Source organism: Nostoc sp. PCC 9305 (assembly GCF_963920915.1).
Lineage (GTDB): Bacteria > Cyanobacteriota > Cyanobacteriia > Cyanobacteriales > Nostocaceae > Nostoc.
Window position 1 is genome coordinate 1 of sequence record NZ_CAWUDN010000116.1, and the last position, 24014, is coordinate 24014.

Genomic DNA, 24014 nt, shown 5'->3' on the forward strand with positions numbered 1-24014 from the left:
GTCGCCCTACGCAAAAATAGCTCGATGCCAGGTCTCATTACTCATACTAAAAGCCTCTAGCGATTACAGCTTGGGGCTTTTTGTTATGGTTGGGTGACAAAAAAACTATGCAATTAACTATATTCAAATTGATTTTTGTAGTACTTGCAATCTCCATTTGTAGATCGATCGCACTAACAGTTTATCGTAAATTTGGGGAACTATAAAAACACTAAGCTTAGGACATATGTATTTTATCGCCGTCCAGTCTTTGTCAGACATCGCTTCATTGCAGAAAACTGCATAATTAACGAATATTCGCTTGTTTATCGTCCAAAGGTGCAGTTTTATTAGATACTAAAATAATCTATATAAAAGCGCGTCTGATGACGAGAAAATACGGATTACACAAGTGTTTGCAGTTTGGACTGACAGGGGTGCTAGGCTGGTTAATTGTCAGTATCTTCGCTAGCAAAACTCTGGCACAGCAAAGTAATATCGTATCTGATAACACACTTGGCGCTGAGTCGTCTCAAGTTCTAGACAACTTTCAGGGACAACCGATAGAAGTAATTACAGGTGGTGCAATTCGCCAAATCAATCTGTTTCACAGCTTTGGGGAATTTAATGTTAGCGAGGGACGGGGGGCGTATTTCTTGAGTCCTAGCGCAGATATCCAAAATATTCTGGCACGGGTGACAGGTAATAACCCTTCAGAAATTTTGGGGAGACTCGGCACATTTGGTAATTCTAATCCTAATGTATTTTTGATAAATCCTAATGGGATTGTGTTTGGTAAAGATGCTAGTTTAGATGTGCAGGGTTCGTTTCTGGGGACAACTGCGAACGGTGTGCAGTTTGGCAATCAAGGTGTTTTTAGTGCGATAAATCCCCAAGCAGCACCATTGTTAACAGTGAATCCTTCAGCATTATTTTTTACTCAACAGCAGAGAGGTGTTATAACTACTAACCAATCTTTTTTAGGTGTAGAACCAGGAAAAACTCTGGCTTTGATTAGTGGTGACATTGGGTTAAATGGAAGCATTTTACAGGCTTTTGGTGGACGAATTGAACTTGCTGCAATTGCTGAAACGGGAACAGTAGGGATAAATTCAGATAGCAGTCTCAGCTTACCTGACAATCTTGCACAGGCAAATGCCAGCATCTCAAATTCTTTGATTGATGTAACAGCTGATAATGGTGGAAGCATAGCAATTAATGCTGCTAATTTGGATATTTCACGCAGCACAATACAAGCTGGTATTCGCTCTGGCTTGGGAACAGTTAATAGTCAAGCTGGAGAAATCACGATAAATACCACAGACAAATTACAAATTTCTCCGCAGAGTTTTATTATAAATTGGGTGTTTCCTAATGCTATTGGTAAAGGTGGCGATATTCGCATTAATACGAATTCAATGTCCTTTACAGGTTTTGGCTATATCAGTGCTAGCACTTGGGGAACAGGTGATGCTGGTAGCATTATTGTCAATGCAAACAATGATATTGCCTTAAATGGAAGCACTATCTTTAGCATAGTGGAAACAGGGGCAGTCGGTAATGCTGGCAATATTGACATCTCAACTAACAGCCTTTCACTTAATGGAGGTGGACGCTTGAATGCTAGTACCTTTGGACAAGGTAATGGAGGTAACATAGTTATCAACGCTCGCGATCGCATCTCTATAGACGGTGTTAATTCTAGCTTTCGTCCGAGCGCTATTCTTAGCACTATCGAAAATGGAGCATTTGGACAAGGTGGAGATATTCAGATTACCGCAGGTTCTGTATCAATCACTAATAGCGCCAAATTAGATGTAAGCGTATTTGGAAAAGGTAGTGGTGGCAACATCATCATTGATGCACGTAATACAGTTTCTGTGGATGGAGGTGTTCGAGGTGCTGAAACTGGTAGTTCAATCTTTAGCACACTTGAAGAGATAGGAATTGGTTCTGCGGGCAGTATTCGCATCAAAACGGAATCACTCTCCCTAACGAATGGCGGAGAAGTTCAGTCACTCACACGCGGACAGGGTAACGCAGGCAACATTATTGTTGATGCTCGTGATTCCGTGACGATAGATGGATTTGGTATTCAAGATGAAATTGATCGAGGTTCTTTAGGCAAGTTATTCATTATATTTACTAGCGGTATTTTCAGTAGTGCAGAGGAAGAAGCCAGAGGAAGTGCAGGAAATATTTTAATTCGTGCGGGCAATCAAGTCTCGCTCAAGCCTTACGGTTTTATCGCAAGTGATGTAAGTCCAAGTGCTGTGGGCAACGCAGGTAATATTGAGATTACTACAAATTCTTTGTTGCTTGATAATGCAGACATACGAACAGCTACTTTTGGACAAGGTAATGCTGGAAACATAACCATTAAAGCAGGAGATCGCATTTCTTTAGACAACGATGGAACAATTTCTAGTGCTGTTGCTCAAAAAGCAAATGGCAACGGCGGCAATACTAATATTACAACAGGTTCCTTGTTCTTGGATAATAACGCTCGACTATCTGCAAATACAAATGGACGGGGTAATGCTGGAAACATAACCATTAAAGCAAGCGATCGCATTTCCTTAGATAATGATTCTGCTATCGGCAGTTTGCTTGATGACGAAGGCATTGGTAGGGGTGGAGATATCCGCATTTCTACAGGTTTGCTGACGATTGCTGGTGCAGCTCAACTGGATAGTAGCACCTTTGGTGAAGGCGATGCGGGAGATATAATTATTGATGCTGATAATACTGTTCTATTTACTGGGTTTAAAGGTAATTTCTCTAGTGGCATTTTAAGCACTGCCGAAAGACAAGGGAAAGGTAATGGCGGCGACATCAGCATAAGTGCTGACTCAGTAGTTGTTGCTGATGGTGCAAGTCTAAGCACTATCACAACAAAAAAAGGTAATGCGGGTAACATCACAATTCAAGCACGTAATGAAGTAAACTTGGTTAATGAAGGCGACCTCCGAACCATCACAGCCGGAGAAGGTAATGCGGGTAATATTAGTGTTAGAGGTGGAGCATTTTCACTCTCAAATAGTTCTGCATTGTTTAGTGACACTTATGCAGAAGGCAATGCAGGTAATATCTCAGTCAATGCTGTCAATCAACTCAACCTTGACAAAACCTCTGTTATCTCCAGTGCAGTAAGAAGAAATGCGAGAGGGAATGGTGGCACAATCAGCATTGAAGGCAAATCTTTATCGATGACTAATGGTTCTCTGTTACAAACTAATACCTTCGGGCGGGGAAATGCGGGAGATGTAACTATCAATGCCCGTGGTGATATATCCCTATCAGAACTTGAGCTTCAAGAAGGATTGCCGGTTTCCACTGGAATTTCAAGTAGTGTTGCAAGTACTGGTATCGGCGATGCCGGAGATATTCGCATCAATGCTAGAACCCTATCTATGAAAGATAATGCATCACTAGAAGCTAGTACACAAGGACAAGGTAATTCTGGCAATATATTTATTAATGTGAGCGATCGCGTTTCATTAGACAGCAGAGCAATTATCTCGAATATTGTGGGAGATATTCTTAATCCTGGAGAGTTCGGTGATGGTAAAGGTGGAACAATCCGCATTGATACAGGTGCGCTATCCATGCTAAATGGTGCTCAACTCCAAGCAAGTACTTTTGGAAGAGGGGATGCTGGAGATATTATTATCAATGCTCGTGACAGTTTTCTTGCTTCTGGGTTTGGACAATTTGAAGGTATTATACGTCCTACTGCTGTTTTTAGTGTTGTTGCCTCTGATAGTAGAGGTAACGGTGGCAATATTCGTATTAATACTGATTCGGTATTTGTTGAAGATGGGGCACGATTTAGTGTTTCTACATTTGGTCAAGGTAGGGCTGGAAATATCTCTATTAATGCGGGTGATGCTGTTGTTGTAGATGGAGTTAGTAAAGTTGGATTTTCGAGTTTACTCTCTACTGCAACAGAGGACGATGCAAGCGGACGAGGGGGAACAATAACTGTTAATACAAATTCCTTCCGTGTAAGTAATGGTGGGGTGGTAAATGCCAAAACAACCTCTGCTTTTGGTGGCGGAGAGGTGACAATTAACGCAAATAATTTTGAAGCTATCCAAGGTGGACAAATTATTACAACAGCTACAAATCAGGGGCAAGCTGGTAATATTACTCTCAACGCTGATAATATCAACCTTTCTGACAGAAATCTGAGAAGCACTAGCGGACTATTTGCCAACACTACCTCAACAGCTTCTGGTCAAGGTGGCAATATTCAAGTGAATGCTAGGCAATTAAATGTCAGCGCGAACGCTCAGGTATCAGTCAATAGTCAAGGCAGTGGCATTGCAGGCAATATTGATATCAAAGCTGATACAATAAAGTTAAGCGATCGCGCTAATATTATCGCCGAAACTGCATCCCAAGATGGTGGTAGTATTAATATCGATAACGCAAACTTAATTTTGTTACGTCGAGACAGTCTCATTTCAGCCACCGCTGCTGAAGGTGGCAATGGCGGTAACATCAATATCAATTCAAAATTTATTGTCGCAGTTCCTAAAGAGAACAGCGACGTTAGCGCCAACGCTTTTGAAGGGCGTGGTGGAAATGTCGAAATTAACTCGCAAGGTATTTTTGGTATCGAAGCGCGTCCAAAGCCAACCGAAAAAAGCGATATTACTGCCAGTTCCGAATTAGGTGTTTCAGGTGCCATTAATATTAACGTACCTGATACCAGTTCCATCCAAAACAGCTTTACCGAATTACCTCCAGTCATTGATACTAATGCACTCATCGCCAATAGTTGCATTTCACGCGGCACAAAGCGACAAAATAACTCTTTTACTATTACAGGTTCTGGTGCTTTGACTACTAATCGTCCTGGGGTTTTGGTTTCTAACTACACAACTGGTGAGGTAAGAGGTATCGAAACTATATCCCGTCTTTGGAAGAAAGGCGATCCGATTATTGAACCTACTGGTGTATATCGGCTTGATAATGGGCAGTTGCTATTGAGTCGAGAATGTTCTAATTAATGTTACACATCCACCTTTTTTGCTTGTTTGCGTGCAGCGTATACATGAAGAATGAACTAATTGCAGAAAACTGCATAATTAACGAATATTCACTTGTTTATCGTCCAAAGGTGCAGTTTTATTAGATACTCAAATAATCTATATGAAAACGCACCCAATGACGATCAAATACGGATTAAACAGGTGTTTGCAGTTCAGATTGGTAGGGTTACTGGGCTGCTTAAGTATAAGTCTCCTCACTAGCAAAACCCAGGCACAGCAAAGTAATATCGTACCCGACAACACACTCGGTGCTGAGTCCTCTCAAGTTATAGACAACTTTCAGGGACTACCGATAGAAGTAATTACTGGTGGTGCAACTCGCCAAATCAATCTTTTTCATAGCTTTCAAGAATTTAATATCAGCGCTGGTAGAGGGGCTTATTTTTTTATTCCTAGTGCCGACATTCAAAATATTCTGGCACGGGTAACAGGTAATAACCCTTCAGAAATATTGGGGAGACTCGGCACACTTAGCAGTTCTAACCCAAATTTCTTTTTGATAAATCCCAATGGGATTGTGTTTGGAAAAAATGCCAGTTTATATGTACAGGGTTCATTTGTGGGGACGACTGCGAACGGGGTACAGCTTGATAATCAAGGGGTTTTTAGTGCGACAAATCCCCAAGCAGCGCCATTGTTAACAGTGAATCCTTCTGCGTTGTTGTTTAATCAAATTAATCAGAATGCAGCGATTCAAAATAATGCAACTATCAATTTCAATTCACTCACAGGTTTTAATTTAGGGTTACAGGTTCCAAATGGTCAGAATTTGGTGCTTGTAGGTGGTAATGTAACAATGGATGGCGGATTGTTGACAGCTCCTGCTGGAAGAGTAGAAATTGGCGCAGTCGGAGGTATGGGTTCTATCGGTTTGAATGCTGATGGTACTTTAAATTTTCCCGCAGACCTCCCCCGTGCAGATGTATCACTGAAAAATAAATCTATAGTTAATATTCTCAATGGGAATGTTGCTGTCACTGCACGCAATTTAGACATTTTGGCAGCAAGTCGGATAGTCGCTGGTATCGCGTCGTCAGAACCAAATATTTCAGCAGGAGATATTAGTCTCAATATTACCGGAACTCTGCGACTGGCAGAGGAAAGCTTAATTGATAACTCTGTATTTTCTGAGGGTATAGGAAATAGTGGAAACATTATAATTACCACTGACTCGTTAATTGCTACAGGTGGTTCAAGAATAATTGCTAATACTAATGGTCAAGGAAATACAGGAAATATAACTATTCAAGCACGCAATATCTCTTTAGATGGTATAAGTCCAGTTAAACAAACATCTTCTAGTGGTATTGTCAGCGCTGTAGAAGAAAGAGGCGTAGGTAATGCAGGCAACATCAATATTACGACAAGCAACTTTGCTCTCACTGGTGGCGCACAGTTAGATAGTAGTACCCTTGGACAAGGAAACGCAGGTAACTTAATTATTAACGCTAGCGATCGCTTTGCACTAGAAGGAGCAAGTGGAGAAGTAGGCAGTGCAATTTTCAATATGGTGGAATTAGGCGGTGAAGGCAAAGGTGGCAACATAGAAATTAATGCTGGTTCAGTTTCTATTTCTGATAGTGCATTTATCAACGCTTCAACCAAAGGTAGAGGTGATGCTGGAAATATTACCATCAACGCCCGCGATCGCATCTCAGTAGATGGTACAGGTCAGCCTAGATTGAGCATTTTCACTACTGTAAATCCTGAAGCAGTAGGTAAAGCCGGTAATATTAATATTACTACTGGTTCCCTGTCCTTCAGCAATGATGCTCAACTGCAAAGCAGCACAGGCAGTAAAGGAAATGCCGGAAATATCACTATTGATGCGCGCAACACTATTAATTTAGACAATAGCACTATTGCCAGCAGAGTAATCGGAACAGGAGAAGGTCAAGGAGGAAATATTAATATCACCACCGATTCTCTTAGCCTTACTCAAGGTGGTCAAATAGATGCTAGTACTTTTGGCAAAGGTGATGCCGGAAATATAGATATTAATGCTCAGGATAAGATTATTATTGATGGCTATAAAAGACAGCAAATTCCTCCTAATGATTTTGGAGTATTGCCAGGAGAATATGGCATTCCTAGCGGCATCTTTAGTAGTGTAGGACAAAGGTCAACTTTAGAACAATCGGTTGGCAATGGCGGGAATATTGAAATAACAACGGGTTCTCTTGTTGCTACTAATGGAGGGCAATTATTAACTGATGTCTCCAATGGACGCGGCAATGGAGGTAATGTCATAATTAAAGCCCGCAATAATGTAGTATTTGATGGTGGCGTACAATTCACGCCTAGTAATTTTGGTGCCAGCGGAATTGCTAGCAGTATAACTGGAGCAAATGATGTAGGCAAAGGCGGCAATATTGGAATTACAGCAGATTCTTTTTCTTTGAGTAATAGAGCTCAATTAGATGCAAGAACTCAAGGGCAAGGCGATGCGGGTAATATTACCGTAAACGCCCGTAATTTTATCTCATTAACCAACCAAGTTAAGTTAATTTCCCCCACACTTGGCAAAGGCGATGCAGCTAATATTACCTTGAATGCAGGCGATCGTATTTACCTTGACAACAGCGAAATTATTAGTTCTGTAACCACCAATGCTGAAGGCAAAGGAGGCAGTATTTTTATAACAGGGCGATCAATTGACCTCAAAAATCAATCCTTTATTTTTGTTGACAGTTTTGGTAAAGGAGAAGCAGGAAATATTTCAGTTAAAGCTGATACTTTGCAACTAGGAAATCAATCTCAAATCTCGGCTGGAACTGGAACAACTAATGGAGGCAATATTAACTTAATAGTTGATGGTCTGCTGTTGCTACGTCGTAATAGCTCTATTTCTGCAACTGCGGGTTTGGCAGAAGGTGCAGGTAATGGTGGTAACATCAATATCAACTCAACATTCATCATTGCCATTCCCAAAGAAAACAGCGACATTAGCGCCAATGCTTTTGAAGGGCGCGGTGGAAATGTCGAAATTAACTCGCAAGGTATCTTCGGTATCGAGTCGCGGACAAAGCCAACCGAAAAAAGTGATATTACAGCCAGTTCTGAACAAGGCGTTTCAGGTGTAATCAACATTAATACACCCGATACCAGTTCCATTCCAAACAGCTTCACCGAATTACCTCCAGTCATCGACGCTAACGCACTCATCGCCAATAGTTGCATTTCACGTGGCACCAAGCGACAAGAAAACTCTTTTACTATTACAGGTTCCGGTGCTTTGACTACTAATCGTCCTGGGGTTTTGGTTTCTAACTACACAACTGGTGAGGTGAGAGGTGTCGAAACTACATACCATCCCTGGAAAAAAGGCGATCCGATTATCGAACCTACTGGTGTATATCGGCTGAATAATGGGCAGTTGCTATTGAGTCGAGAATGTTCTTAATTTTGGATCAAGTCGAGCTAAAATCATGACGGGAAGAAGCCCATAACTCCTAAATATGTGTCTCTATGCAAGATGCATACATGGTTCACACAAATGATAAAAATTACAAGTTTTAACAGTGCTGGTAAACTGACCGCTCTTTTGTTTTTGATAACTCTCTTCCTCACGCCTTGTGTGATTGTAAATGCAGGAGAACGTGGTGTATTAATGAAATTTGGCGAAGTACAAAACCAGATATTAGGAGAAGGACTTCACTTAATTATTCCTGTAGTCAATACTGTGAAAAAGTTGAGTATTAGAGTCCAAAAACAGGAAATTCCTGCTGAGGCTTCTTCCAAAGATTTACAAAATGTTTTCGCCGATGTAGCTCTCAATTGGCATATTATTCCCGAGGAAGCAAATGTCATTTTTCAAGAAATTGGAGATGAACAAAATGTAGTTATTCGGATTATTAACCCAGCAGTTGAAGAAGTACTCAAAGCGGTAATAGCAAAGTATACTGCTGAAGAAATTATTACTAAACGAGGAGAAGTCAAAAGTGGAGTAGATGATGCCTTGTCCACAAGATTGGGTAGCTATCACGTTGCAGTTGATGATATTTCTCTAGTTCATGTCCATTTTTCAGAACTATTTGGTGAGGCGGTGGAGGCAAAGCAGATTGCTGAACAAGAAGCAAAACGAGCAGAATTTATTGCATTGAAAGCAACAAAAGAGGCTGAAGCAAAAGTGAATTTAGCCAAAGGAGAGGCTGAGACGCACCGATTATTACGTGATGGTTTAACTCCAGAAATTCTGCAAAGGCAAGCAATAGAAAAATGGAATGGTAAGTTGCCATTAATTGTAAGTAAGGAGGCTCCAAAATTGTTGAATTTAAGTGAATTTTTAAAGTTTGATGAGAATTGATCTTCTTGTTCGCTGATTTACTCTCCATTCAGAGACTCAAAACCCCGATTTTTTGAAATAGTATGGACGTATAGAGGTGCGCCCATACTATCGATTCCTTTGTAGAAAAGTGAGAAACTAAATTAACTGTTGGAAAATAAAATGGGAGAATCGAGAATCTTCAACTGGATCAATAGCATAATCAACAGTGTATAAACTGTTGAAGAAATTAGACCTGTGAACAATTCTTTTTTAAGGTTATGCTCTTGAGGTTCTTTTTGAAAAATGTCCTTAGAACCGAATTGCATCAAGAGAATTCCCACAATATTAGAGAGCCAGTATCCGATAATTGAGCAAGGTAGAAGTAATTTTGGGGAAAGTAAACTACATGCATACCCAAAACCATAAGCTATGGGCAAATTGAATAGTAAGTCATTCCACCAACATAGTGGTGACAACAAATATCCCAGTACCAGAAAAAATCCACCTCTGAGTTTTTTGAATTCTACTGGAGTAGACTGTTTTAATTGCTCTAGTGCTGTGTCTCCTGTTACATTCAACTCTTGACTAACGTTTTGGACGCTTTCCATAAAAACCCACTATTCCTATCGTCTTAGTGTATTTTAATATAGAAACTAAATTAACGTCTAGTACACGAGTGATAACATTTTGGCTTTTGGATGCTGAAAGTTTTACCACAAGATAGTTTCAGCAAAATAGTAAAAAGCAAAATTGAGGTTTAAATCAGCTGCCACTTAAAAATATCTGATTTATATCCAGAGACATATCACTTAGGTCGCTGCTTACAAAATATGGGTTTTTGTTTCGCAATCTGAGCAAAACAGAACAATTTATACACAATTAACGCTATTTCTCGCTCAACAAGTCTCAAAGTCAAAATATCTCTTTCTAAATTATAGCCTAAATAGCCAGAGCCTTATTAGTTTGAGGTGGATGTTGAGTTGTCAAATTTTTATGTTTTTGCATTTAGCAGATGCAGAAATTTTAGCTAATAATAGCTACAATAAAAGTGCTGAGGCATCTTAATCGAAAAATGACAGATTTAACTCCAAATAGCACCTTTCTAATAGCAGGGATTGTTTTTATAACGATTGCTGTAATTGGACAATCTAAATTAGCTTTTATTGAAATCAATCCTGGTTGTTTTGGGAGAATTTTGGCTTTATTTATTGGTGTTTCTAGCCTATTATATGCTTTAGGAATACTAAACTTCTCCGCAGAAAATCTGGACTTATTAAGAAATTCTCTGACAGAAGAAATAAAACAGAGAATCAGTCAAATTAATGAGATTTTACAAGGATCGTAAAAAATCAAATTAGCTATTGCTTTAACTTTGCCAAAACTGCCGTAGAATCTCTCCTGGCTTTCTATCCCAGGTGTCGATATGCTCGTATATCAAATTATCTTGATTGAGTTTATATGTCGAATAGCCATTAAAAAGTAACCCTGCTTTCCAGGGAACGCGCAATACTCCCCGCACTGTCCATTTTGCTAAAATTGTATCTTCATCTGACTGACAAACCTCATGTACATCAAAGAAAATTTGGGTAAAAAATAGCCGAGCGTGAAATCGTAAAGTCCAAAATATAATGCGATAATTAAATTTGTATTTGAATGTATTCACCGGATCTTTAAAATAGATATCCTGTGTATAGATGTGATATGAGATATCTTTTTCAAAAAGTGTCGGTAAATCCTCTTTTAAAGTCTTAATTACCTTTTCCACTGGCAATTGATATTCCACGCACCTTTTCCCTTAAAAAATCTTTTTTAACAAATTTCCCACTCCTGACCAAATAGAAGATGTCTTCTTGTTACTCACACCAGCTGCATTTAAATCTGACAAAGTGGGAAATGATGCAGACTTAGCATAAGGCCCATTGCGCAAAATTTTAGCAAGGATATTGTTATTCTCGCGCAAACCTTCGTAAAAGAAGAATACCTCTCCTTGAATACCAAGTTGACGATTGTATTCAATTGCCTGCACCAGATATTCTGGGCTAATACAGTAAGAGCCAAGCTTCATCAGTATTCCCGGTGCTAACTTCGGCAGTGTCCCATCTGTGAACTGCTGGTTTACCAGTTTATCAGCGATCGCACAATAACTCCTAAAGTCACGGCGATAAATCTGCGGCTGAATCATATCAACTATTCCCCGCTTCAGCCATGTGGGCGAGTCTTGCAGATATTCCTGGAATGCCCAATCATGGATATTGGGTGCGATCGCTACTAATAAATTAGGATTTACCACTTTCACCTCCCGGTAGAGACGCGCCAAAAACTCAGTGAGAATATCTGCACGCCACTGTAACCATTGCCTATCCTTGGGATTCTCTGGTGGATTGCGATCGAATTCTTGGCGATAGCAGCTGACAGTTTCCACATCATAGCCACCTTCAGAGGGGAATGCTGGCAAGCGATCGTCTCCTTGAACACCATCCACATCATAATTCTTTACAACTTCCAGCACCAAGCTTAACAAGAATTCTTGCACCTGTGAGTCGAGTGCATTCAACCACTCAAAGCCGTTTTTCTTCAGTAACTTGCCGTTACAATCGCACGCAGCCCATTCCGGTTTTTTCTGTAAAAGTACACCACCATTCAAATTGTAGGAACTGGCAAAACCGTATTCAAACCAAGGAATAACTTTCAACCCGACTCGCCGCGCCTCAATTATCACCTCTTCTAAAGGGTCACGGGCTAAAGACATCGGGTCAATTTCGACTCCAAAAGTCTGCTGCATTATTTGGCTAGGATATAAAGTTACTGCCTTATTCCAAACAACTGGAAACACCACATTAAATCCTGTCTCGGCCAGGAAATCCATTGCCTCGGCAATGCGTTCCTTTGACCTGAGAACCTTACTATCAGTAATAGTCAGCCAAATACCACGAGTTTCTATTATTGCCATTTCTATAAATTGAAATTTTTGGCACTGCACCATCTAAACATTGACTAGCCGACGATACCGCGCCTGTACTATTGTGTAAATGGCATAGGCAACTAAACCTAGTGCCACAATACCCAAAAGCCATGCTCCGTTAGGCTGTTGGGCTAGCGTCTGTAATACTTCATCCAAACCTTCTGCTGTAGCGGCGTCCGACTGTTTTGCTGCTTCAATTAAAAACCAACCGATAATACAAAATACTATACCCCGTGCCGCTAAACCAAATCTGGAAATCCTCATTACCCATTGGGCTTCTGTGTTGCTTAATTCAGTTAAATTGAGTTCTTTACGAAATTTGCCACTAAAAGCTTGATAAAACTGATAGAAACCTAGAGCAATTACAAACGCCCCCACAGTTCCAACTAACCATTCACCAAAGGGTTGAGAAAGCAAACGTGCTGTCGAATCTTCAGTAGAATCACTACTATTTTTACCGCTGCCTGTACCCATAACGATTTGCACAGCACTTAAGGCTAAACTTGCATAAATCAAGCCATTAACTGCGTAACCAATTCGCACTGCCAAACCTTTGGCATCATTACCTTTATTTTCTGGGTCTTTAATTGCCTGTACAAAACGCCAGATTACATATCCAATCAAGCCAATTGCAATTAAAGCCAGCAAAAATTTACCAAATGGCTGGTTAACGATTGTTTGAAGAGCGCCTTGGGTATCAGTTGTTTTACCACCGTTGCCACAAGCCGCCTGTGCTGCCAGTAGTCCAACTATACCGTAAACTACTCCCTTGGAAACATAGCCAAATCGTCCCAGTCGCTCAACCCACAATGAAGCATGGTTTGTCAACTGTTGTGTCATGGTAGTTGGAGAGAATTATTATATTTACTTTTTACCAAAATTTACTCACGAATCACATCTACCTCAAGACAAATTGTCTAATATTTTTACAAAAAATCACTATCGCAATATAGATGTGAGACCGATCAAAATAATATTACAGTTGCTAAGTACAGTACGATCATTTAGTTTTTTTAATGCTGAATTGGGATTAATTATGTCTCTAATAGAAAGTTCTTGGAAACACGAATATATAACTTCCAATGGGGTAAAACTACACTACGTTACCCAAGGTGAAGGCCATTTAATGTTGATGTTGCATGGGTTTCCTGAGTTTTGGTATTCTTGGCGGCATCAAATACCAGAATTTGCCCAAAATTTTCAAGTCGTTGCCCTTGACTTGCGCGGCTACAACGATAGTGATAAACCAAGTGAGCAATCAGCTTATGTAATGGATGAGTTTATTAAAGATGTTGAGGGAGTAATTAAAGGATTAGGATACCAAAAATGTGTATTAGTTGGACATGATTGGGGTGGTGCGATCGCTTGGGCTTTTGCATACACTTATCCCGAAATGGTAGAGCGATTAATTATTCTTAATCTGCCTCATCCTGCCAAATTTGCCCAAGGCTTACGCACTCCCCAACAGTTGCAGCGAAGTTACTATATTTTCCTCTTTCAACTACCTTGGATACCAGAATTAGTCTTACAATTTTCAGACTACCAAGCAATTGAAACAATTTTTAAAGGTACAGCAGTTAACAAGAGTGCTTTCACTAAAGCGGATATTGACGCATATAAAGATGCTGCTGCAAAACGAGGTGCTCTCACAGCAATGTTGAACTACTACCGCAATGTTTTTCAGCAGAGAATGCTAAATCCAAATTGGGGCATTCTGGAAGTGGCAACACTGATGATTTGGGGAGAAAATGACACCGCACTTGGCAAAGAACTAACCTACGACACCGCAGCTTATGTCAGGAATTTGCAAATCAAATACATTCCTAATTGTGGCCATTGGGTGCAGCAAGAACAGCCGGAATTGGTTAATCAGTATATGCGAAAATTTCTGAGGACTTAAGCTAAACCATCAATTGATAAGTATAAATACTTCTCTAACTAGTTATAACAAGTAGCACCAGTTTTTACTTTTAATAAGATTTAATACTGGCATTTTTTCAGTAATTTTTGGTAAAAATCGCCAAAAAATCGAAATTAATGGCATTATTGACATCAATTTTATCTGTGTTTCAGATCGCAATTAACTTGTCAAAAGATAGATTGTCACAAGATACATTGACCTCACGAAGTTTAGTGAGATAATAGAACTGTGAGGGACAGAACGGACGCAACTCGATTATTAAGGGGGAAAATTTATGAAACTCCAGCTATTAGCGGCCATGGCCTTAGCAACACCCCTATTTTTCGCTAGCTCGGTTAGAGCCGAGAATCCACAGGATTTACAAAAGCTGCTTTCAACTGGGGAATGTGTTAAGTGCGAACTATCAGGAGCTAACCTTAGTGGCGCTCATTTAATTGGTGCTGACTTGAGAGGCTCGAAGCTCCAAGGAGCTAACCTTGTAGGAGCTAACCTCGAAGGTGCTGACTTAACTGGTGCAAACTTGGCAGGTGCTAACCTAACATCTGCTTATGTAACCAATGTCAATTTGAAGCAAGTTAATCTCAACGGAGTAAATTTTACTCGCGCTACGATTCACGATTCTAATGTGTATCAAGCATCAATGAACGATCTAAATCTTACTGATGCGGAAATATTTAACACTGGAATCGGGATTGGGGGAGAAGACGCTGAAATTCCCGATTGGAAATAGACTCAACTGAGTACACAGGTTAAAACAATACAACATAGGTTTTGGCGGGTTTGAAATCAAATAAACTAGTTTTTTGCCAGAATTATCCTTAAAACCTGCCTCTACAAAAATATTAAAATAAATGAAACCCCTCTGCGTTGTAATCACTTTACTATGGCAAAAGCAGAGGGGGTTTCTTTTTGCGATCGCACTGATATCTACACAAAAAAGTGCAATCAAAATCTGAAAAGCTTTGTTATTTTCCGTCAGAGGACTTTACTTTGTGAAAGACCCGAAACGCGGAGATATTCAAAATTATCCCTAGTGTTACCTTTAGTATCCTTGGTGGAACAATACCGACAAGCATTCCTCCAATTATGGCTCCAATTACCGAGCCAACTCCCATAGGCGCTATAGTATTGCCCAAAACTGTACGATCTGCAAATGCACCTCGACTAGCATATTTGATAACCCCTACTAGTACAGTTGGTAAGCTAACTATAAGACTGGCTGTACCTGCTGTTTTAATATCTGCACCAAAAGCAAAAACAAGTGTTGGAATGATCGCTTCACCCCCTGCAACCCCAAGTAAACTGCTTACTAGCCCAATTGCTAGACCAAATAAACAGGACTTACGCAAAATCATGAAAAAACGAACCACAGAGGGCGCAGAGGACACGGAGAAATAAGAGTTTCAGAAAGCTCTTGCGTAAGTCCTAATAAAATACCTGCTGGAATACGCCAACTTAAAGCAGGTGGTAAAAGAGCTGGTATTTGTTGAGGTAGAAAACCCTCGACTATTAGGGCAATGCCAATCACTACTAATAGCATTAAGATGATACGTTCAAGCTGTTCGTTTGAGAGCCTTCCCGCGATCGCTGCCCCAAAAAAGGCTGCGATCGCTGCTCCAGCTATCAAGGAGAAAACCACAGGAAGTAATGGAATAACTTGACCAAAAGAAAGCGTACTGCCCCGGATTGTCAAGGAAGCAGCGATCGTAATCAAGCTGACAGCTAGATTCAAAGGTACAGCCTGCCGCACTGAATAGTTCAATGTGCCAGCAAGGACTGGCAGGCGAAACTCTGCACCCCCTAAGCCAATCAGCCCGCCTAATACCCCAATTGGCACGGCGTAGAGAAAGGATAATCGGAAACGACGAACTTGCAAGCTTGTAGTTGTAGGCTCCAGCGCAGACGAGTTATTCTTTTTCATTAATTTACTGTTAGGTGCTTTTCTCGTTAAAGCTATATATATCAGGATTTATCAGGTAATCTTTCACTTTTTCGCCGGAATCGGCTCCCGTTGGCGAAATTGCCCATTGATTTGGCACGATTTTTGCATAAGAGTATTTTGACCTCTCCATAGCTGACAAAATAGACCTCTTGCATAAATCAAAAATAAGAAAGAACCCCACCCCGCCAAAGCTACGCTTTGTCTCCCCTCCCCGCTTGCGGGGAGGGGTTGGGGGTGGGGTGTTAGAGACTTTTGCAAGAGGTCTAATATCACTAAAGACTTATGCAAAAACAGCGAAAACCCAGTGGGAAGAGTTTGCGATCGCTTGATTACTTGAATGTGTTTCTCGCAGATGTGCGCGATGGTGTTGGGCCATATTTGAGCATTTACCTAAAAGCTTCAGCAAATTGGAACCCAGCCCAGATTGGCATGGCGATGTCAGCTTCGGCAATTGCCACAGTTATTGCTCAAACACCAGCTGGTGCATTGGTTGACAGGCTACGTCAAAAACGAATGTTGATTGTACTGGCGGCTGTGTTTGTTTCTATTGGCTGTATCGCTATGGGGTTGTTCCCCAATTTGCCTGTTGTCATCGGCTCTCAGATTATGATTGGGATTGCTGCTGCAATTTTCCCACCTGCGATTACTGCTATTACTCTGGGACTTGTAGGACATGAGAGATTAGATAGGCGGGTAGGTCGTAATGAAACATTTAACCACACAGGTAATCTGCTAGCTGCAACTCTCGCTGGTTTAGCAGGTTACTTTATTGCACGCAAGGCAATATTTTTCCTAGTTGCAGCTATGGCTGTGGGCAGTATTATTTCAGTGAGGATGATTCGTGAAAGAGAGATTGACCACGAATTAGCGCGTGGAGATGGTGAAGAGGGCGAAGAAGGCCAAGAGGAGGATAATGAAAAACATCAACAGCCCTATGAAGGCATATTGCAATTATTGAGCGATCGCCAAATCTTATTCTTTACTGTTGCAGTAGTTCTGTTTCACTTTGCCAATGCTGCTATGTTACCGCTAGTTGGTCAAGAATTAGCACAGGGTAAAGGGACAAGTGACACAGTTTATATGTCTGCTTGTATCATTGTCGCTCAGTTAGTCATGATTCCAGTATCTAACTTGGCTGGGCGTTTCGCACATACAGCCCGAAAACCCATATTTTTGCTTGGCTTTGCCGTCTTACCGATTCGAGGAGTGCTGTATACGCTTTCGGACAATCCCTATTTTCTCGTTTCTGTGCAAATTCTGGATGGTATTGCAGGTGGGATTTTTGGTGTGCTTTCGGTGTTGATGGTAGCTGATTTGACTAAAGGCACGGGACGCTTTAATGTTACCCAAGGGATGCTCAACACTGCTATTGGTGTCGGTGCGGGTTTGAGCAACGTGTTGGCTGGGTTTGTAGTTAAAAGTGCTGGTTACAATGTTGGTTTTTTGATTTTAGCAGCGATCGCAGTTGTGGCTTTGGCAGTTTTTTGGGTTTGTGTACCTGAAACAAAAACAGGAGTTAATATAGCAATCCTGAATGATTCGTGAGAAAATACTGAAAAAGAATATTAGTAATATTTGCGACTAAAGAAGGGTAGTAGTAATGTGGATGCGATCGCTAGTCAAGGCTTTATTAGAGCTATCAGTAAGCTGTCAAATTTTTGACTTTCCAAAGCTCCACGAATATAGTGTTTTCTCATGAATCATTTAGGATTGCTATATAAGTCACTCAAAAACAAACTGACAATCGTTCCTACTTGACCGCGATGCAATCCCAATTCTGGTAAGTCTTCTGTTAGGGCAACCACATCTAATAATTTCATTGATATTACCTCATTGCTTAGATTACATAACAGGTGACTAGGCGGGGGAAGCCTTCATTATTACGCACTATCCAAACGCTTTGAATAATTGCTTGTTTATCTGAACGATTCAGGGGAAAATCAATGATATACCGCTTTTTTGACCTGGATATGACCTTTATGCAATGTACCCTAATTGCAAAAGACTAAGATTTCACCGCCGGATACTGCTTCAAAACTTGCTTTAAATATTGCCCAGTATAAGACTTGGGATTTTTTGCAACTTCCTCTGGTGTACCTACAGCAATCAATTCTCCGCCTTTGTCGCCACCTTCTGGCCCCAAATCTATCACCCAATCAGAACAACGAATTACATCTAAGTTGTGTTCAATTACTAATATTGAATTACCTTTATCTACCAATCGTTGCAACACATCTAATAATTTATGGACATCGTAAAAAGATAACCCTGTTGTCGGTTCATCTATTAAATAAAGTGTCTTACCTGTGGCGCGTCGAGATAGTTCTGTTGCCAATTTCACCCGTTGCGCTTCACCACCAGATAAGGTAGTCGCAGGTTGTCCTAGTTGGACATAACCCAACCCGACATCAAATAAAGTTTGCAAACGCGCGATCGCTTTGGGGATATTCTGGAAAAAGTCTAAACTCTCCTCAACTGTCATTCTCAAAACATCAGAGATCGACTTATCTTTATACTTCACCTGCAAAGTCTCACGGTTGTATCTTGCACCCTTACAAATTTCGCATTGTACGTAAACATCCGGGAGAAAGTTCATTTCAATCACATTCACACCCTGTCCGCTACAAGCTTCGCAACGTCCACCTTTAACGTTGAAGGAAAATTGTCCGGGTTTGTAACCCCTAGCTTTGGCTTCTACTGTTTGGGAAAATACATCTCGAATCGCATCGAAAATTCCTGTGTAAGTTGCAGGGTTAGAACGTGGTGTGCGTCCAATGGGAGATTGATCGATAACAATCGCTTTATCAATTGCGTTTAATCCCTGAATTTTATCCAAATGTCTGGGTAAGGGAACTTTCTTAGTTAAATGGTGTTGCAGAGATGGGTAGAGTAATTCGTTAATCAGCGTAGATTTGCCAGAACCAGACACACCAGTGATGGACACGAGTTTACCTAATGGAATGTCTACATCTATATTTTGTAAATTGTTGCGATGGGCATTTTTAATTCCCAAACTGCGCCCATTTCCTTCTCGGCGTTCTGCGGGTGTGGTAATTACTCGCCTTCCTGATAAATATGCACCCGTTAAGGAATCTTCTGCTGCTAATAACGCTTGAAAATCACCTTGGGCGATAATATTTCCGCCGTGAATTCCTGCACCAGGGCCAATATCAACTATATGGTTAGCTGCACGAATTGTTTCTTCATCGTGTTCAACGACAATTAATGTATTACCCAAATCTCGCAATTTCGTTAAGGTTTTGAGCAATCTGCCATTATCTCGTTGATGCAAACCAATACTCGGTTCATCTAAAACGTAGAGAACTCCTGTTAATCCAGAACCAATTTGCGTTGCTAGACGAATTCGTTGGGCTTCGCCACCAGAAAGGGTCATGGCGGGACGATCGAGGGTGAGATAATCTAAACCTACATCCAACAAGAATTGCAATCTAGCTTTGATTTCTCTCAGGACTAAATCAGCAATTTGTAACTGGCGATCGCTCAACTTAAATTGCTCAATTCTCTCCCGACAATCCCGAATCGATACGGTAGTCAATTCTAAAATTCCATATTGTCCCAACTTCACCGCCAAGGCTTCTGGTTTTAATCGTTTACCCTTACAAACTTCACACGGCTGATCGATTAAATACTGCTCTAATTTTTGTTTAATTAATTCCGAACCACCCTCATACTGCCGTTGCAAAATTGGAATAGCACCTTTAAAACTCTGCTTTCTTTGTGCTTCTGCGGCTCGTTCATCTTTCTCCCCAAACAAAATAGTTTGCTGCTGTTCTTCTGTCAGCTTGCTCCAATTTGTCTGTAACTCAAATCCATAAATCTGCCCCACACTATAAAGTAATTCCAAGTAATAAGAATTATCTTTTTCTGACCAAGGCGCGATCGCAGCGTAAACTGGCGCTTCCCAGTCAGGTACAATCAAGTCTGGCGCAAATCTTCTTAAAGTCCCAATTCCATGACAGTGTGGACAAGCACCATAAGGTGAGTTAAAGGAGAACAATCGCGGTGATAGTTCTTCCATTACCGCGCCATGTTCTGGACAGGCAAAATTTTCCGAAAATACTAATTCTTCTTCTTTTTCTTGTCCGTCGTCATCAAGCAGACTCACCAGAATGGCTGCAATTCCACCCGATTGCTTGAGACACGTAGACAGGGAATCAACCAAACGCTCTTGAATATCAGCCTTTTTCACCAAGCGGTCAATTACCACTTCGATGGTGTGGGTAAAGTTTTTATCCAATTCAATGGAATCTGACAGTTCGCGGATCTCGCCATTGATCCGCACGCGGACAAAACCTTGGGATGCCAGACTTGACAAAAGCTTCCGGTGTGTGCCTTTTTTCCCCCTGACAACGGGTGCAAGAATTTGGAAGCGGGTGCGATCTGGTAATTCCATGATGCGATCGCACATCTCATCGATTGTCTGGGGTGCAATACAGCGATCGCATATCGGACAATGGGGTTCGCCAGCCCGACCAAACAACAGCCGCAAATAGTCATAAATCTCTGTCACCGTACCCACAGTAGAACGGGGGTTATGAGACGTTGATTTTTGGTCAATAGAAATTGCTGGACTTAAGCCTTCAATGGCTTCTACATCCGGCTTATCCAGTTGTCCTAAAAATTGCCGTGCGTAGGCGCTGAGGGATTCCACATAGCGACGTTGCCCTTCAGCGAAAATGGTATCAAAGGCTAGGGAAGACTTACCAGAACCAGAAACGCCAGTGAATACGATTAGGCGATCGCGTGGCAATTCCAAGTCAATATTTTTCAGATTATGCTGCCTAGCACCCCGAATCCGAATGGTATTCTGGCTGTTGTGGCTGGGGTACGGAAGATGTCCATTCAAGGATGCTGCTAGCTGTTTGTCTGACATATTGGGCGGCGAAGAAGGAGTTTCTTATGAAACAGTCCTTAATAATACTATCTTTAATTAGTTTATAGTAGAACAATCGTACTGTTTTAGTTAGTTATCGTTCCAGATTCATGGCGCAGACATCCTTAAGAGTCTGCTAATTTGGAAGCATCCCGATTAAAATAATTCGTAATTGATAATTCGTAATTCGTAATTGAATTAGCTGAGGGTTTAGACCCCAACAGGCAAAGACCACCAAGAAAGACAATTACGCGCGAGTGTTTCGCCAATAATTACGAATTACGAACTACGAATTAGTAATTAGTTAAATATCCTTCTGAGGGCGAAGCTATGGTATCGCAAATCCAACCGCCGACCCAGCCAGAGGTCATCTACCCAGATAGTGACGGACAACCAGTGGCTAATAATACCATACAGTTTGGCTGGATTGTGGAAATTAAGCAGAATATCGAGTGGCTATTTGCGAACGATCCAAATGTATTTGTCGCCGGGGATTTGTTTTGGTATCCAGTAGAGGGACGCAACAAAATTGTTAACGCCCCAGATGTGATGGTGGTATTGGGTAGACCAAAGGGCGATCGCTTGTGCTATCAACAATGGAAGGAAGAGGGAGTTGCACCGCAAGTGGTGTTTGAAATTCTTTCTCCGAGTAATACACAAATTGAAATGGACAAAAAATTACTCTTCTACGATCGCTATGGGGTAGAAGAGTATTACATTTACGATCCCGATCGCAATAATTTGTGCGGTTGGTTGCGTGGCGAAGACGGTTTAGATGTCATCCCCCAAATGGATCATTGGGTGAGTCCTCGGTTAAAAATTCAGTTTGCTCTATTACCAGAAGGTTTGCAGTTATATCGCCCTGATGGAGAACGGTTTTTAACTTATACAGAAATTTCTCGCAACGCTGAACAAGAACGACAACGGGCTGAACAAGAACGACAACGGGCGGAACTTGCAGAACAAGCCAGAAGAGATGCCATACCCCGATTATTGCAAATGAATTTGAGCATCGAACAGATTGCCCAAGCTTTGGCATTGTCAGTAGAAGAAGTGCGAACCCTTGCTCAGGAATAACGCCGTGTGTAATTTTTTAATCGGGCTATTAGAAATTGAATTTGTACTTGAGATATTCCGATCATGCTAGCCAATGCAGCCACTCATAATGTCGCCTGGGAAAAGTTACCCGATGATTTTGTTTTAGACAACGAGCCAGTGGATAACATTAATCAGCCACTCTTGACTGCTGCTTTAACAGAAAGTTTGGAACTTGCTGGCAGATTACCCGCCGATGCTTTAACCATCACTAACTACGGTATCTGCGCCAACTTGAATAATCGATTTGTCGTCAAAGCACCAGATTGGGGTTATGTACCATCTATTCGAGTCTCACGAGAAGAAGTGAAGCGCAGTTATACGCCAAGACTCCAAGGTGATATTCCGGTAATTGTGATGGAATTTCTCTCAGATACCGAAGGTGGAGAGTATTCGAGTAAACCGACCTATCCCCCTGGTAAATGGTTTTATTATGAGCAGATTTTACAAGTGCCAAGTTATGCCATTTTTGAACCAGAAGGGGGAGTGTTAGAAGTTTATCGGCGAGATGATTTAGGAAATTATGAACTGCAAACACCAGATGCAAATAATCGTCACTGGATTGCCGAAATGAATTTGTTTTTAGGCGTATGGCAAGGAAGCCGAGAAAATCGCATAGGTTATTGGTTACGTTGGTGGGATGACAATGGCGAACTATTACTGTGGGGTTTGGAGTTAGCAGCAAAAGAACGGCAACGTGCAGAGAGATTAGCTGCTCAGTTAAAAGCACTGGGAGTGGAACCAGAGGTTTAACTCGGAAGTTCGACCTTTTTACTCGGTCATTGGTATTCGGAACTCGGAACTTTCACCTTTTTGCTCGGTCATTGGTGTTTGGAACTCGGAACTTTCACCTTTTTGCTCGGTCATTGGTGTTTGGAACTTGGAACTTCAACCTTTTTGTTCGGTCATTGGTGTTCGGAACTCGGAATTTCAACCTTTTTGTTCGGTCATTGGTGTTCGGAACTCGGAATGCCGAGTTTATAAGTGCGATCGCATTTCTTTTTTAGCGAGCGATGTCTACGACAGACTACGCCTACGCACCCATCATCTACACCCTTGCTCCTCTGCTCCTCTGCCCCCCTGCTTCCCCTCTCCCTACTGCCTTGGACACACCTTAACCGCATCAGGATGCCTAATCAAATAACTCTTAAGCCAACTGCAACCCTGTGCTAATAAATCATCAAGATTCAGATTCCACAATTTGATCGTGTTGTCAGCACTGGCGGAAGCTAAAGTTTTGCCATCCGGGCTGAAGACGACCCTAGTGACCCAATCGCTATGCCCCCTGAGAGTGGTAATTTCTTTGCGCGTCTCGATATTCCACAATTTGATCGTCTTGTCACGACTGGCGGAAGCTAAAGTTTTACCATCCGGGCTGAAGACGACGCTGTTGATTGAATTGCTATGCCCCCTGAGAGTGGTAATTTCTTTGCGCGTCTCGATATTCCACAATTTGATCGTCTTGTCACGACTGGGGGAAGCTAAAGTTTTGCCATCCGGGCTGAAGACGATGTTGAAGAGCGCATCGCTATGCCCCCTGAGAGTGGTAATTTCTTTGCGCGTCTCGATATTCCACAATTTGATCGTCTTGTCACGACTGGCGGAAGCTAAAGTTTTACCATCCGGGCTGAAGACGACGCTGTTGATTGAATTGCTATGCCCCCTGAGAGTGGTAATTTCTTTGCGCGTCTCGATATTCCACAATTTGATCGTCTTGTCACGACTGGCGGAAGCTAAAGTTTTACCATCCGGGCTGAAGACGACGCTGTTGATTGAATTGCTATGCCCCCTGAGAGTGGTAATTTCTTTGCGCGTCTCGATATTCCACAATTTGATCGTCTTGTCACGACTGGCGGAAGCTAAAGTTTTACCATCCGGGCTGAAGACGACGCTG

General features: G+C 41.5%; 18 protein-coding genes and 1 pseudogene. 9 read left to right on the plus strand and 10 right to left on the minus strand.

What is annotated here, in order from left to right; translation table 11 throughout:
• Positions 1–365 precede the first annotated feature (365 nt).
• The 3 genes from ACM0OX_RS29895 (at position 366) to ACM0OX_RS29905 (ending at position 9345) form a co-directional block, all read left to right on the plus strand.
• Entirely contained in the window at positions 366–4997 is a 4632-nt protein-coding gene (locus ACM0OX_RS29895; protein ID WP_414518647.1) for a filamentous hemagglutinin N-terminal domain-containing protein, read from the plus strand.
• Positions 4998–5154: 157 nt separating this feature from the next.
• Entirely contained in the window at positions 5155–8442 is a 3288-nt protein-coding gene (locus ACM0OX_RS29900; RefSeq protein WP_414518648.1) for a filamentous hemagglutinin N-terminal domain-containing protein, read from the plus strand.
• Positions 8443–8535: 93 nt separating this feature from the next.
• Complete coding sequence (locus tag ACM0OX_RS29905) at positions 8536–9345, plus strand: prohibitin family protein (RefSeq protein ID WP_414518649.1); 810 nt, start codon at positions 8536–8538, stop codon at positions 9343–9345.
• Between the two features lie 122 nt (positions 9346–9467).
• Here the strand turns inward: ACM0OX_RS29905 and ACM0OX_RS29910 are convergent, their stop codons facing one another.
• Positions 9468–9914, minus strand: a complete 447-nt coding sequence (locus ACM0OX_RS29910; protein WP_414518650.1) for a hypothetical protein — start codon at positions 9912–9914, stop codon at positions 9468–9470.
• Positions 9915–10378: 464 nt separating this feature from the next.
• Here ACM0OX_RS29910 and ACM0OX_RS29915 point away from each other — a divergent pair, with 464 nt between their 5' ends.
• Positions 10379–10651, plus strand: coding sequence for a hypothetical protein (locus tag ACM0OX_RS29915; RefSeq protein WP_414518651.1), 273 nt, complete (start codon positions 10379–10381; stop codon positions 10649–10651).
• Between the two features lie 21 nt (positions 10652–10672).
• Here ACM0OX_RS29915 and ACM0OX_RS29920 read toward each other — a convergent pair whose 3' ends face one another.
• Genes ACM0OX_RS29920 through ACM0OX_RS29930 form a run of 3 tightly spaced genes read right to left on the minus strand, consistent with a single transcriptional unit; the run spans position 10673 to position 13108 of the window.
• Positions 10673–11089: a DUF2358 domain-containing protein gene (locus ACM0OX_RS29920; protein WP_414518652.1), complete on the minus strand. Its 417-nt coding sequence runs from the start codon at positions 11087–11089 to the stop codon at positions 10673–10675.
• A gap of 12 nt (positions 11090–11101) precedes the next feature.
• On the minus strand, positions 11102–12256 hold the full coding sequence (locus ACM0OX_RS29925) for a glycoside hydrolase family 10 protein (RefSeq protein ID WP_414518653.1): 1155 nt from the start codon (positions 12254–12256) through the stop codon (positions 11102–11104).
• 33 nt (positions 12257–12289) lie between these two features.
• Positions 12290–13108 carry a DUF1206 domain-containing protein gene (locus ACM0OX_RS29930; RefSeq protein ID WP_335182352.1) on the minus strand — a complete coding sequence of 273 codons (819 nt, stop codon included), beginning with the start codon at positions 13106–13108 and terminating at the stop codon, positions 12290–12292.
• Positions 13109–13304: 196 nt separating this feature from the next.
• On the opposite strand from ACM0OX_RS29930, the gene ACM0OX_RS29935 reads away from it, so the two are divergent.
• Positions 13305–14168: an alpha/beta fold hydrolase gene (locus ACM0OX_RS29935; protein WP_414518654.1), complete on the plus strand. Its 864-nt coding sequence runs from the start codon at positions 13305–13307 to the stop codon at positions 14166–14168.
• Positions 14169–14463: 295 nt separating this feature from the next.
• Positions 14464–14919: a pentapeptide repeat-containing protein gene (locus tag ACM0OX_RS29940; protein ID WP_094353507.1), complete on the plus strand. Its 456-nt coding sequence runs from the start codon at positions 14464–14466 to the stop codon at positions 14917–14919.
• Between the two features lie 235 nt (positions 14920–15154).
• Here ACM0OX_RS29940 and ACM0OX_RS29945 read toward each other — a convergent pair whose 3' ends face one another.
• Positions 15155–15544: a TSUP family transporter gene (locus ACM0OX_RS29945; protein WP_414518655.1), complete on the minus strand. Its 390-nt coding sequence runs from the start codon at positions 15542–15544 to the stop codon at positions 15155–15157.
• The gene (locus ACM0OX_RS29950) at positions 15541–16110 is read right to left on the minus strand and encodes a TSUP family transporter (RefSeq protein ID WP_414518656.1); all 570 of its coding nucleotides are present in this window, start codon (positions 16108–16110) and stop codon (positions 15541–15543) included. Before ACM0OX_RS29950 ends, ACM0OX_RS29945 begins: the two co-directional genes overlap by 4 nt.
• A gap of 303 nt (positions 16111–16413) precedes the next feature.
• On the opposite strand from ACM0OX_RS29950, the gene ACM0OX_RS29955 reads away from it, so the two are divergent.
• Positions 16414–17676: an MFS transporter gene (locus tag ACM0OX_RS29955; RefSeq protein WP_414518657.1), complete on the plus strand. Its 1263-nt coding sequence runs from the start codon at positions 16414–16416 to the stop codon at positions 17674–17676.
• Positions 17677–17864: 188 nt separating this feature from the next.
• Here the strand turns inward: ACM0OX_RS29955 and ACM0OX_RS29960 are convergent.
• The 3 genes and pseudogenes from ACM0OX_RS29960 to uvrA all read right to left on the minus strand — a co-directional run.
• Positions 17865–17951, minus strand: a pseudogene (locus ACM0OX_RS29960) (DUF4926 domain-containing protein); the annotation flags it as partial.
• Positions 17952–17968: 17 nt separating this feature from the next.
• Positions 17969–18127, minus strand: coding sequence for a DUF6883 domain-containing protein (locus ACM0OX_RS29965; protein ID WP_414518662.1), 159 nt, complete (start codon positions 18125–18127; stop codon positions 17969–17971).
• A 9-nt stretch (positions 18128–18136) separates the two neighbouring features.
• Complete coding sequence (gene uvrA / locus ACM0OX_RS29970) at positions 18137–21025, minus strand: excinuclease ABC subunit UvrA (RefSeq protein ID WP_414518658.1); 2889 nt, start codon at positions 21023–21025, stop codon at positions 18137–18139.
• Between the two features lie 330 nt (positions 21026–21355).
• Between uvrA and ACM0OX_RS29975 the strand changes: the two genes are divergently transcribed.
• Both ACM0OX_RS29975 and ACM0OX_RS29980 read left to right on the plus strand, forming a co-directional pair.
• Positions 21356–22102 carry a Uma2 family endonuclease gene (locus tag ACM0OX_RS29975; protein WP_414518659.1) on the plus strand — a complete coding sequence of 249 codons (747 nt, stop codon included), beginning with the start codon at positions 21356–21358 and terminating at the stop codon, positions 22100–22102.
• Between the two features lie 63 nt (positions 22103–22165).
• Positions 22166–22873: a Uma2 family endonuclease gene (locus ACM0OX_RS29980; protein ID WP_414518660.1), complete on the plus strand. Its 708-nt coding sequence runs from the start codon at positions 22166–22168 to the stop codon at positions 22871–22873.
• A 342-nt stretch (positions 22874–23215) separates the two neighbouring features.
• Here ACM0OX_RS29980 and ACM0OX_RS29985 read toward each other — a convergent pair.
• Positions 23216–24014 (minus strand): WD40 repeat domain-containing protein (locus ACM0OX_RS29985; RefSeq protein WP_414518661.1); only part of this gene is annotated, 799 nt, incomplete at its 5' end.

Bases quoted from the DNA above. Each gene is read 5' to 3' on its own strand.
- ACM0OX_RS29935 (WP_414518654.1), top strand. From the start codon at position 13,305: ATGTCTCTAATAGAAAGTTCTTGGAAACACGAATATATAACTTCCAAT.
- uvrA (WP_414518658.1), bottom strand. From the start codon at position 21,025: ATGTCAGACAAACAGCTAGCAGCATCCTTGAATGGACATCTTCCGTAC.
- ACM0OX_RS29940 (WP_094353507.1), top strand. From the start codon at position 14,464: ATGAAACTCCAGCTATTAGCGGCCATGGCCTTAGCAACACCCCTATTT.
- ACM0OX_RS29895 (WP_414518647.1), top strand. From the start codon at position 366: ATGACGAGAAAATACGGATTACACAAGTGTTTGCAGTTTGGACTGACA.
- ACM0OX_RS29900 (WP_414518648.1), top strand. From the start codon at position 5,155: ATGACGATCAAATACGGATTAAACAGGTGTTTGCAGTTCAGATTGGTA.
- ACM0OX_RS29980 (WP_414518660.1), top strand. From the start codon at position 22,166: ATGCTAGCCAATGCAGCCACTCATAATGTCGCCTGGGAAAAGTTACCC.
- ACM0OX_RS29925 (WP_414518653.1), bottom strand. From the start codon at position 12,256: ATGGCAATAATAGAAACTCGTGGTATTTGGCTGACTATTACTGATAGT.
- ACM0OX_RS29930 (WP_335182352.1), bottom strand. From the start codon at position 13,108: ATGACACAACAGTTGACAAACCATGCTTCATTGTGGGTTGAGCGACTG.
- ACM0OX_RS29955 (WP_414518657.1), top strand. From the start codon at position 16,414: ATGCAAAAACAGCGAAAACCCAGTGGGAAGAGTTTGCGATCGCTTGAT.
- ACM0OX_RS29975 (WP_414518659.1), top strand. From the start codon at position 21,356: ATGGTATCGCAAATCCAACCGCCGACCCAGCCAGAGGTCATCTACCCA.
- ACM0OX_RS29905 (WP_414518649.1), top strand. From the start codon at position 8,536: ATGATAAAAATTACAAGTTTTAACAGTGCTGGTAAACTGACCGCTCTT.
- ACM0OX_RS29950 (WP_414518656.1), bottom strand. From the start codon at position 16,110: ATGAAAAAGAATAACTCGTCTGCGCTGGAGCCTACAACTACAAGCTTG.
- ACM0OX_RS29910 (WP_414518650.1), bottom strand. From the start codon at position 9,914: ATGGAAAGCGTCCAAAACGTTAGTCAAGAGTTGAATGTAACAGGAGAC.
- ACM0OX_RS29915 (WP_414518651.1), top strand. From the start codon at position 10,379: ATGACAGATTTAACTCCAAATAGCACCTTTCTAATAGCAGGGATTGTT.
- ACM0OX_RS29945 (WP_414518655.1), bottom strand. From the start codon at position 15,544: ATGATTTTGCGTAAGTCCTGTTTATTTGGTCTAGCAATTGGGCTAGTA.